The sequence below is a fragment of the Candidatus Methanodesulfokora washburnensis genome (assembly GCF_003947435.1).
Lineage (GTDB): Archaea > Korarchaeota > Korarchaeia > Korarchaeales > Korarchaeaceae > Methanodesulfokora > Methanodesulfokora washburnensis.
Map to the genome: position 1 here is coordinate 1 of NZ_RCOS01000069.1, position 10,824 is coordinate 10,824.

Consider the following 10,824-nt stretch of genomic DNA (forward strand, 5'->3'; position numbering starts at 1 on the left):
CCTGCTGATGTTATATACAAGGCCGGTGACTGGCTTCTTTACAGGTATGTTGTTAAGCTCGGTGGTGGAGGGGACTTTGAGTTTATTCTCAACGTCACCATCGAGGAGGTCAGCGCAACACAGGTGAAGTATGATGTTGAGTTGGAGGAGCTCTTGTCCAACGGGATTCCTATAACATTTGTCCCCCTTCCTCAAAAGCTTAACTCTAGTACTGTTGATCTCAGCACCGCTACGCCCTTGTCTGGAGGGATTCTGATAAACCCGAGCTACACGGGAACCTACGATTACAACGGAACGTACAATGAAACCTATATTTATAATTATATCTATAATTACATTTATAATTATATCTATAACGAAACCTATAACTACAGTTACAACAAAACACACAATGAATTCTGTATCTACAGCCACAGCACAGTTACCTATTACAAGGGAGTAATGACCAAGCTCCGTGCAAATGTTACACTTAGCATAAATGTTACATCAACCGCAGGCACAACAAAACCAATTACAGGGATGATTATAGGTGAGATGGATCTTATCGACACCTCCATCGAGGAGCTTAAAAGCATACCAGGCCCCTTTCTATATATTATAGGTTATCAGGTATATATTAAACAAACACTAATTAAACAAAAACAAAAAGAGAATTCTATATATTACCCTTCCTTTCGAGAATATATCGAGGGGGAGGACTTTATACTTATCCCGTTGCCTATTCCCCATCTGCCGACCAGATTTGAATCTATCGAGGGGGAGGACTTTATACTTTCTATAATAGTAAAAAACAATATGGATTCTTCTTTAACAATACCAGGTACATTATCCTATAATATTATACAACCAGAGGATCCCTCTAAATTTAATGTAAAAACAGAAGGACCTCAGTTAATTGACGTCGCTCAAATTGGCAATGGTGTGATAGTAAATAAAGAACTCTCGAGCACCACAATTGCTCCTGGTGAAACAAAGACGGTATACTACCGGTGCAAAGCAGAATGGAACTTTCTAGCACCTGGGGATAATTCTGCAACTACCATACCAATTAAACCATTAGTTGAAATAATGTATAATTTTTCCTTCCCTAATATTGAAACTAAGGGAGTGAGCATAATCGTTACAGTTTGGCATAAACCAGAAAAAATTTGGGCATTTATGTGGTATCTAGCAGTTAGAGCACTAATTGCTTATACGCACTTAAGGGAAACCTACACCACTACGACGGAGTGCGGATCATCGCTTCTGTCATTTACAATAAATTCACTTTACACATCCGAGATAAGTATGAAGGATATAGCCGAATTATCATTCAAATACATGATGATGACTGGAGAATTTATTGTAAATGATTATATACAATATATAGAGTATGAAGCCTCTATCCCCTTTATAAAAGTCATGCAAGACCCTTCCCTTAACTACACCCAGCTTGTTCCTCCTCCAACTGTTCCTGAGGCATTTTACAAGCTGCCAAACAGCACGGAATCAAGGGCTTTACTCTATGAATACTTGTACTTAGCTTATCTGAATGCCTCTACCGAATCTGCTGTAAGAGCCAATGGTGCTGCACAGATGAATGAAATAGGGTACTACTACCTACAGTTGAGGAATGCTAGGATGTATGCTGCAAATGCCTCCATTTACTATAACAAACTTGTTCCGCTTCTAGAACGAACGGTCGATGAGCTAAACAGGTCTGGCTACTTAAACGAGACATCTTTTATAAAAGGCCAAGGATACATAGCTAAAAATGGATTGCCAAGCAATGTGACGAAGCTTCTAACAGAACTAGGATTTACAAAATACATTGATATTAACTATGTTGAGAAGCACCTCAAGAGTGCAAAGTATGAGCCTGTCAACGTAACAGAACTTAAAGAGGCCCTTGAGCTGACCAAGAAGTATAACCTAGCATCCTTCTTCAACAAGACTTTCACAGGGGAATTAGAGTCTATTTATAACAGAACCCTCTGTGAAGTTGTTCTCTCTACAACAGGGGTAAGCAATGCAGTCGTTAAAGTAGACGGAAAGGATTATCCTCTGCCTACCTCGCTTTACTTAAACTTAGGCACAAGACACAACATAACCTTCTCACAGGTCATTTCCGGATCTTCTTACAATTACGTTTTTAAGGAACTGCATATTGGAAATGAAACTTTCACAAGCCCAAGCTACCAGCTTGATGTTCTTGAACCTGTCAGTATCATTGCTGTATATGAAGGCAAAGGCGGTGTTGAGCCAGTGCCTCCTGAGACTGTTTCTCAAGTTTATATCTTAGTGATAACTGTAATATTAATATTAGCTATGATACTTGGATACATTAAATGGGGGACAGGGAAATCGACCTATAGCTAGGGTCTTTGAGGGAGTAAGTGATGAGAGAGAAATCTGTAAGAGGATAAAAGAATTGAAATATATAGAAAATTTCTGAGGAAGAATGAACCTTACTGAGAGAGAATTAGGATCTTTTTTCCTTAAAAGCCCGATCTATCCCATATATATTTCCCTGAAAGACGCACCGCAGGGTTTACCAAAAGCTATCCATGCCCTTCTCTTTGCCGGCCAGTATATTGAGGATGAGATCACCGGAGGATGATTATCAGATCCATGAAAGCATATCTCAGGCTCATGAGTTCCCAGAATATCTATTAAATCTTCAGGATTTCTCGGCCTCCTCTTTTTCAGGAAATCATATACCTCCTTCACTCTTTTATAAGATGGGGAGTTAATTTGGCCTTCAAAATGGTTTCCGGCCACAAATATGTCATCATTTATCTCTATTACCTTTAGCTTTCTTCCCCCATGCACCTCCACTTTAACTGCCCTGTCCCCATCGGATGCAAGGAAGTTCCACTGTAGGAGATGGGAGACTTTTCTGGCCAGATCGATGAATTCATCCACACTTTCGCATGAATCAAGCGCAATTCTACAGAGAAGCTGAGGGGATATCCCTATACCGCATATTCTATCAGATACCTTTAGGCTTGTCAGTGCTAGACCTGCTCCATTCATACCATCAGTCGCCCCTATGTAGCAGTCCGTGCCGCTCACAGAAGGCAGCCTGGAGATTGGATTCCTCCTGAAAAAATATCTGAACACCTTCAGTTCCTCCCACTGCTCATAGTTTAGGGCTAGGATATACCCAAGCTCTGATCTGACAGCCATCGAGATGCACATCTCCTTCAATTCAAGATATTCCTTGGATCCGCACAGGACTATGTTTGCTAAAACCACTGGATATTCATATCCCGTCTCCTCAGCAATTCCCTTTATCTCCTCAAGGATCTCCGGAAATATCTCCTTGAGTATTGCCTCTATTTTATAGGCTATGAGGATGGAGTCCTTGCTTGGAATCTTGAAGACCCAGCCGGTAATTTTGGAGAGTTTTATCTGCTCTTTTCCGAATATCCTTCCCATCTCTTTATAGCTTGTGCTTGGATATTCCACATACTTATCCTCGCTCATATCAGTGCTTTCCCACTTTTCCTTCTTATCTCCATTATCTTGTCCTCGGGTCTGAAGCTAAACATCACAGAGTACTTTCTTATGATGGGCTTTACGTACTTCATGTAGGATCATGAAACAGGGGATAGTGGATTCTTATAAACTTTTCTATGGAAAGGCTTACCTGAAAAGCGGTATCACAATTCAGGTATGGAAAATTCTCTGAAGAACTTAAATAACTTAAAAATATCCAAATATCTATCTCTAACATCCCTTATGAGCACAACACCAGTTCTTTGTCTTGATTCTGGAACACCTCTTCCGGTGGCCAGAAGAATGACATAGTATGGTAGATTGACGCCTGCTGCAGCAGATAAATATATCCAAGCGGGGAACCTGAGGTTTATGTCCGTCACGAAGAAATTCTTCTTTCCCCTGAATTCTATCTCCATTGGGCCTATCCAACCAAGTTCACCCACTATATCCTTGCTTATGCTTAATATCTTCTCGTTTTCGACCGTAACTCCCATAAGGGTGCTTCCAAAGTCCGAGAGTACTAGCTTCCTCTGCATGACATACTGTCTAATCTCCCCCTTAGGATATGCTAAGATACAGATACTGTACTCCTCCCCTCTGATATATTCCTGAATCAGGATCCTCCTTGAAGTTTTTTTCATCCTCCTGTAGACCACCTTTAACTCATCCTTGCTGAACACGGGCACAACTCCGAACTCGCTCTTAACCAGAAGAGGGAACCTTAGATCGACAAAATTTTTCGGGATTTGAAAGATAGATCTTGGATGTACTATTCCCTTTTCCTCAAGAAATAATGCTTGAGAAACCTTGTCCTTCACTTTTTTTACTATATTAAACTGAGGTATAAGAGTTTTCACTCCAATATTCATGATACGGTCCCTATATCTGGACAGGTACACTATCTCAGAGTCAAGACAAGGTATCAGAACATATGAACCTATTTTCTTCGCTATCTTTCCCAATTTATCGAGAAAAGACCCTTTTTCGATAAGAAAGGACTCATCCACGCTTTCATCTGTGAGGCCTGGGGAAAATGGAGAATAATCTAGGCCTATTATCCTAAGCTTCTCTGGAGCCTCCCTCAGACATCTGACAACCCCTATTCCTGGAGCCCCAAAGAAGCTATTAAGGCCTGTCACTGCTACATTTATCATCTTCCACCTCTACCAGACCGTATTCGATAAGCTTCTTTAGGAATTCTTCTAGGTCTTCTTTTGCTCTCTTCTTGCTTATATTATATTTTCTTAATATTTCATTTAGGATCTCGTCTATGTTTGTGTGGTTCTTAAGCAAGTTCCAGATGAACATTCCAGTTTCATTAAGTTCATACACATAACCTGTCTCTTGGGAGAACAAATAACCAGCTTTCTCACCGAAGTCTTCCATAAGGGATCTACGGACAAATTTCATCTCCATCAACCTATGCATGTATCAACTTGAACCTCGGATCCCCATAGAGGACATAACTTGCCCAATCTCTATACTTTCTTGTATGCAATGCATTTATAGCTCGTGCAAAGGCCTCTCCAACGGTCTTTCCTTGGAGAAAATTTTCATAAAAAGTCCCTGAGAAGATCTTTGCAGGTTCATCGCTAACAGGAACTAATGTTCCTATGAATGAAATAGTACCCTTTCGCAGTATCTGTATTGGTGTATTCAAAATTATTTCATTTGTTGCTGCTGTAGCACATGCGTTTGCAAAAATAAAAGTAGAACTTCCTGCTACATCTACGACAGGGAAGTTGCCACGATCGAATACCCAGAGTATTGTCTTTTGTTTTTCATTATATTCAGCATGTCCAGCGAAGTGAAGGATATCCCATCTCCTTTTATTAAGCAATTTTTTCATCTCTTCAACGTCTATTCCCTTATTTCGCTCTCCTATTCTCTTTTCTATGTAAAGCTCATATCCTCTAAGTTCCAAGCTACTCAGCTTTTTATATATTTCCTCTACTTCCTCTCTAGCGTATCGGAGATTACCTGATGGATCGCCTATTAGCAGGACATTTATTATAAAGTCCTCCTTTCTTATCGCTAAATATTTCCCTAAATCTATGTCCATATCTACGAGGTCTGGATATCGTGAGATAATAGGTGTTCCTCCTTCTTCCTGCAATTTATGCCAGAGAGGCATTTCAATTGCTAGATTTAGCATATCTGGTGGTATTAGGAGAATAGTAGGCTTTCCTTTTATTAAATCTATACTTGGATAATTTCTAATCAAGTTATCACATTCTTTTTCAATATATTCCCAGATATTCTCTTCTGTATATTCTCTTCCATCTACCGTTACTTTATTACTCTCGCCCCCTCTTATCCTTCTTACACCCTCTATTCCTTCACCTATCTTTCCTATAGGATCAATTATTTCTTCTTTAGGTCTCCGATAAGACGAAAGATAATCTATGAACTCACCTTGCCTTAAAATCTGCACCCTTACCATTTCTCTAGAATCAGCAAACTCGGGTCTTAATATCATTATAATGCTTTCTTCGGGCCTTTTTATTCTCTCAAGGGCTCTCTTAGGCTTTCCAAAGAAGGTTCTCTCTATGGTATCAAATTTTTGATAATATTCATTTAAAAGAAATGATGCTAAATTTATCATCCCTGTATCTTTTTCTCTCTTTAATTTCTCTAAAGATTTCCTCAAGAAAACGCCCATCAGTGGATAGAGGTACTCTTGAAATGGTTCTAGGGCTACTTCGATTATCTCTCCTTCATATTTTTCGGATAACTCAATAAGAACTTTTGCTATGTAGAATAGAGGGGATATTTTTCTTTTTTGTTGTGGATCTAATTCATCAATATTTCTAGGAGGTTCTCTCCTATCCTCAAAAGCTAGAGTTAATATTCTATCCTCTTTATCTATAGATTCCCATCTATATCTTAATTTGTTTAGTGCAATCCTCAGCCAAGCTTTTGTTTTTTGTTTATATTTTCTGAGAAAATTCTCATCACCTCTAAGAAATTCTTCAGGTTCTCCTTTGTCATCTAATCCTGCAAGTAGAATACGTGATACAGCAACTAGATAAGATATTCCTTTGACTTCATCGCTTAAAATAAGGTCTCTTATTTCCCTTATTACTGGAGATTCTCCCTCGGTTTCTTCCCCTAAGGACTTATCCAAAATAGATAAGGTGCCCTCTATAGAATCCCTGATAACTTTTTCTATCCTATTTTTATAATTATCATATATTGTAGGTATTTCTTTCTGTGATATCTTATAAACAGTTTTTAAAATTTGAATCACTGTAGAAGTTGTCCAAAGATCAGGTATATCAAGTTCAGGTTTCAGAACTGAGGGACTATTATATCCTGGTATAATACGAAAGAAGTATGCATTATAATACAAACCGTTTTTCCTCAATTCCTCCCTAAGAAGTAAACTAACCAATTTCTCTATGGCAAATTTTATCTTCTCTTTATCTCTTTTATCATTTACTGCAAAGAACACCTCTACAAGGCCTTCTAAAACCGAGCAATTTCCAATGGGAACTAATGAATCAGGGAAGCATCTAGCAGAGAACACTTCAGCATCTGGATAACTGAATCCTCTTGGTCCATCTGGAGCATTTTCATCTACTATGGTATTAGTAGCATTGCAAAGGAAATCATACACTCGTTTAACTTTTGTAGATTGAATCACATTACTATCAATTTTTAAAAGTATGGAGATAATTTCCGACATTCTAGGGGCAATCTCGTTCATTTTCTCCAGCCTTTCTTCTTCAGCTAGATTTTCAACTTTATCTGCTTCAGAGAGATAGTGATCTAGCTTTTTTTCACAAAATTCTCTGATTCTCTCCAGCTCTTCCTTTATCTTCTCTTTCTCTAGTCTCTCTTCTTTTTCCGATGTGCCCACTGCCATAGTGGGTCTTATATTTCAGAGATAATTTCTTAATAAAGTTTTCTCGTAAATTTTTTTAGTGATTCTTCCCCAGCTATAAAGGTGCTTTGATGTCGAGATTCCTCACTCTTGCGATGAAAAAGATCAGAGAAGGCATGTTTTCCCCACCACAAACATACACCTGGCCTCCAACTATATATTACCTCCCGAGAAACTATGAAGGGGAGCCCTACAATCTTCCTTTAATAGAGCTCGAGACAAGAGGATGTAGCTGGACTATCTCATCAGGAGGGTGCACGATGTGCAATTTTGGAGGCCAAGGAGCCGATATTCCTGAGACAAGTCTCATACTTCAGGCTTCCTTTGCCCTTAAAGCTGTCAGAAACAACCCCTATGTGCATCTCACCCCTATAGGTTCTTTTTTCGATGAGAAGGAAATGCCGTCAAAAGCCAGGATGAAAATACTGGAGATTGTCAGGGAATCGGGATTTGTGAGAATGATGGGAACAGAGGGAAAAGCCGAGGACATAAGTGAAGACAAACTGAGAATGGCTCATGAGATCCTCAATGAGATCTCTTTGGATGTGGGAGTAGGCCTTGAGAGCAGCGACCCCTTTGTTCGGGATTTTATAATACATAAGAGTACCAGAACCGAGCACTACCTGAACTTTTACAGAATTTCAAGGGATCTGGGAGTGATATCTTCCTCTCATGTCCTTCTCAAGCCGATCTTTCTGACGGAGAAGGAGGCAATAGAGGATGCGAAGAGGTCGATAGAATGGGCCTTAAACAATGGATCAAGCTATGTCATATTGATGGTGATGAACATCAGAAAGGGATATAATCTGGCTAGCTGGCTATGGGAAAAGGGAAAGTACAGGCTTCCAATGCTCTGGAGCCTCATAAAGCTCCTTCTTGATCTTGATACAGAGAGCCTTTCAAGGACCGTTATAGGTGGCTTAACAAGCAGCGAGACAATGCTTCTCTCAGCCAAGAACTGTGATAAATGTACAGATAGGGTTACCTCTCTCCTTAACATGTATCAGTACACATTGGACAGAAATTATCTGGAAGAGGCATTTGAGATCGATTGCGAGTGCAAGTCTAGATGGGAGGCGCTGCTACATGAGGAAGCACCTCCCTTGAAGGAAAGAGTGATACAATATTATGAGTATATAGCAAGAAATATCTTCTCGGATAGATGGTGGGAGGAGAACAAGAAGTGGATCATAAGCGAGGTAGATGAATATGAGGGAAATCGATAAGACCTTTCTTATGGAAATAGCTGAGGAATATGGAACTCCTGTCTATGTTATCTCGAAAAGGGCGATAGTTGAAAGCTACAATGAATTTGTAACAATTGCTGGAAAATATTTTAGAAACTTCCTGGTGGCATACTCATATAAGGCAAATAGAAATCCATTTGTCTGCTCTGTTTTCAAAGATCTGGGTGCTCTGGCTGATGTAGTGTCAGGGATTGAGCTGAATGTAGCTAAAAAGGTGGGCCTTCCCGGAGAAAGGATAATCTTCAACTCCCCGTATAAGACTGGCGAGGAGATAAAGGAGAGCATGGAGCTGGGTATAATGTCCCTTAACATAGACTCGCTTGAGGAGTTGGAGAGGGTGAAAAGGATATCACATAACATAAGAGGAAGTCTGAACGTTGGAGTGAGAATAAGACCTGAGATAAGAGCACCAATTCCACCTCAATTTGGCTTGGATCTTGAAAGTGCAAAGAAAGCTGTAAGAAAGATAAAGGAGTATGGATTTAACTTTTCTCAAATTCACGCTCATATAGGAACCCAGATAACCGATCTAGTTTTATGGAATAAATTTTCTGAATTCATGAGGAAAGCTGCTGATGACATAGAAAGAGAGATAGAGGTTCCTGCGATAAATATGGGCGGAGGCTATCCGCTGAAAAGAACTCCAAAGCTCTTTGACGAGGAAACTCCCAGCTTGGAAAATATAATGAGAAGTATAAGAGAGGGACTTGATGACTACAACAAAACCTTGATATTCGAACCTGGCAGAATTTTAGTTGGACCAAGTGCGATTCTGCTCACAAGAGTTGTAAGCAAAAAGATCTCTCGGGATGGAAAGCCTATTCTTATCGTTGATTCCTCAGTATACTCAGTGAACACAGCTTTTTACCTGAAACATGAAGTGATCTCAGTTGATAGAGAAGGGAGACTTGTGGAAACAGACATATATGGATGCAGTTGCTCTGCAACAGACGCTCTAAGAATAGGATGTATGCTTCCTCCTGTAAGGGAGGGGGATCTCCTTGCCATAATGGACTGTGGTGCATACTCATTCTATCTGGATCCGGAATTTCACAGAAAAAGGCCGAAAGTATTGTTTGTGGATGAAAAGGGCTTGAGGGAAGTGAGGGAGTAGGATGGCTCAGTTAAGTCCAGATCAGGTGATTGAGGAATTCAGAAGAAAGACGAGGAGATCCTATGAGCTCTATGTAAAGGCAAAAAAGCTGATGCCCCTTGGTGTGAGCGCAAGCATAAAGCATATGGAGCCATATCCTCTCTACTTCACCAAAGGAGAGGGGGCAATTGTGTACGATGTCGATGGAAATGAGTACATAGACCTGTGCTGTGCATATGGAGCTCTCCTCATAGGACACTCAAACGAAATACTGGTTGAAGCAATAAAGAAGAGGGTGTCGGAGGGAGCTCTGTTTGGAGGGGAGTGGGAGGATTCCTACGAGGTCTCAAAGCTCCTCACATCAGCGTGGAATTTGGACATGGTGAGGTTCTCATCAACTGGACTTGAGGCAGTGCTTCATTCTCTCAGAATTGCAAGAGCATACACAGCAAGGGAGAAGGTGATAAAGTTTCAGGGATGCTATCACGGTGGAGTTGATCAGCTTCTTGTCTCAGTTTCTCCCCCTATGGGGATGCTTGGCTCCAGAAAAATGCCTTTAGCTGTGAGAGAGAGCCCTGGAATACCATTAGATCTTCAGAGGAACACTCTTGTAGCTCTTTACAACGATTTAAACTCAGTTGAGGAGATCCTTAGAAAGCATGAGAACGAGGTTGCTGCGATCATAGTGGAGCCTGTCGCCCTGAACATGGGTGTTGTTCCTCCTAAGAAGGGATTTTTAGAGGGACTAAGAAAGCTCTCCGATGAGTATGGGGTTGTCCTCATATTTGATGAGATAAAAACAGCTGGGAGGATTGCAAAGGGAGGGGCTACAGAGAAGTTCGGGGTGAAACCCGACATAGCAGTTGTCGGAAAAGCTATTGGAGGAGGACTTCCATTCAGCGCTATAATTGGAAGGGAGGAGATAATGAGGGTAATAGAACAGAGAAGGGTGGCTCACTCGGGCACTTTCAGCGGAAATCCCCTCTCCTTAACAGCTGCTAAGGTGGTTATGGAGAAAATACTGACACAGGACGCTTACTCCCATGTATACAGGTTGTCGGAGGAGATCTCGAATGCTTTCTCCGATATATTAAGGGATAGCGGGGTAAAGGGTG

General features: G+C 40.5%; 7 protein-coding genes and 1 pseudogene. 4 read left to right on the forward strand and 4 right to left on the reverse strand.

All coding sequences use genetic code 11. The annotated features are described in order from the left end of the window. Positions 1-2,358 (forward strand): annotated as a pseudogene (locus tag D6D85_RS16160) (hypothetical protein); the annotation flags it as partial. A gap of 132 nt (positions 2,359-2,490) precedes the next feature. On the opposite strand, the gene D6D85_RS05325 reads toward D6D85_RS16160, so the two are convergent. The 4 genes from D6D85_RS05325 to D6D85_RS05340 all read right to left on the reverse strand — a co-directional run bounded on the left by D6D85_RS05325 (position 2,491) and on the right by D6D85_RS05340 (position 7,351). Further along, the gene (locus tag D6D85_RS05325) at positions 2,491-3,468 is read right to left on the reverse strand and encodes a C45 family autoproteolytic acyltransferase/hydolase (RefSeq protein ID WP_125671037.1); all 978 of its coding nucleotides are present in this window, start codon (positions 3,466-3,468) and stop codon (positions 2,491-2,493) included. Between the two features lie 176 nt (positions 3,469-3,644). Continuing rightward, positions 3,645-4,637 carry an ATP-grasp domain-containing protein gene (locus tag D6D85_RS05330; RefSeq protein ID WP_125671038.1) on the reverse strand — a complete coding sequence of 331 codons (993 nt, stop codon included), beginning with the start codon at positions 4,635-4,637 and terminating at the stop codon, positions 3,645-3,647. Further along, positions 4,609-4,911: a PqqD family protein gene (locus D6D85_RS05335; RefSeq protein WP_125671039.1), complete on the reverse strand. Its 303-nt coding sequence runs from the start codon at positions 4,909-4,911 to the stop codon at positions 4,609-4,611. The genes D6D85_RS05330 and D6D85_RS05335 overlap by 29 nt, the downstream gene beginning before the upstream one ends. Next, on the reverse strand, positions 4,904-7,351 hold the full coding sequence (locus tag D6D85_RS05340; protein ID WP_125671040.1) for a CHAT domain-containing protein: 2,448 nt from the start codon (positions 7,349-7,351) through the stop codon (positions 4,904-4,906). Before D6D85_RS05340 ends, D6D85_RS05335 begins: the two co-directional genes overlap by 8 nt. Before the next feature lie 89 nt (positions 7,352-7,440). On the opposite strand from D6D85_RS05340, the gene D6D85_RS05345 reads away from it, so the two are divergent. The 3 genes from D6D85_RS05345 to D6D85_RS05355 all read left to right on the forward strand — a co-directional run. Next, the gene (locus tag D6D85_RS05345; protein ID WP_125671041.1) at positions 7,441-8,595 is read left to right on the forward strand and encodes a hypothetical protein; all 1,155 of its coding nucleotides are present in this window, start codon (positions 7,441-7,443) and stop codon (positions 8,593-8,595) included. Continuing rightward, positions 8,579-9,730 (forward strand): diaminopimelate decarboxylase family protein, encoded by a 1,152-nt coding sequence (locus tag D6D85_RS05350; RefSeq protein WP_161969701.1) that lies wholly within the window; start codon positions 8,579-8,581, stop codon positions 9,728-9,730. Before D6D85_RS05345 ends, D6D85_RS05350 begins: the two co-directional genes overlap by 17 nt. 1 nt (position 9,731) lies before the next feature. Next, positions 9,732-10,824: aspartate aminotransferase family protein (locus D6D85_RS05355; RefSeq protein ID WP_133308294.1), on the forward strand; the 1,093-nt coding region annotated here is incomplete at its 3' end.

Excerpts from the sequence above, each read along its gene's own strand:
- D6D85_RS05340 (WP_125671040.1), bottom strand. The coding sequence starts at position 7,351 with ATGGCAGTGGGCACATCGGAAAAAGAAGAGAGACTAGAGAAAGAGAAG.
- D6D85_RS05325 (WP_125671037.1), bottom strand. The coding sequence starts at position 3,468 with ATGAGCGAGGATAAGTATGTGGAATATCCAAGCACAAGCTATAAAGAG.
- D6D85_RS05350 (WP_161969701.1), top strand. The coding sequence starts at position 8,579 with ATGAGGGAAATCGATAAGACCTTTCTTATGGAAATAGCTGAGGAATAT.
- D6D85_RS05345 (WP_125671041.1), top strand. The coding sequence starts at position 7,441 with ATGTCGAGATTCCTCACTCTTGCGATGAAAAAGATCAGAGAAGGCATG.
- D6D85_RS05335 (WP_125671039.1), bottom strand. The coding sequence starts at position 4,911 with ATGCATAGGTTGATGGAGATGAAATTTGTCCGTAGATCCCTTATGGAA.
- D6D85_RS05330 (WP_125671038.1), bottom strand. The coding sequence starts at position 4,637 with ATGATAAATGTAGCAGTGACAGGCCTTAATAGCTTCTTTGGGGCTCCA.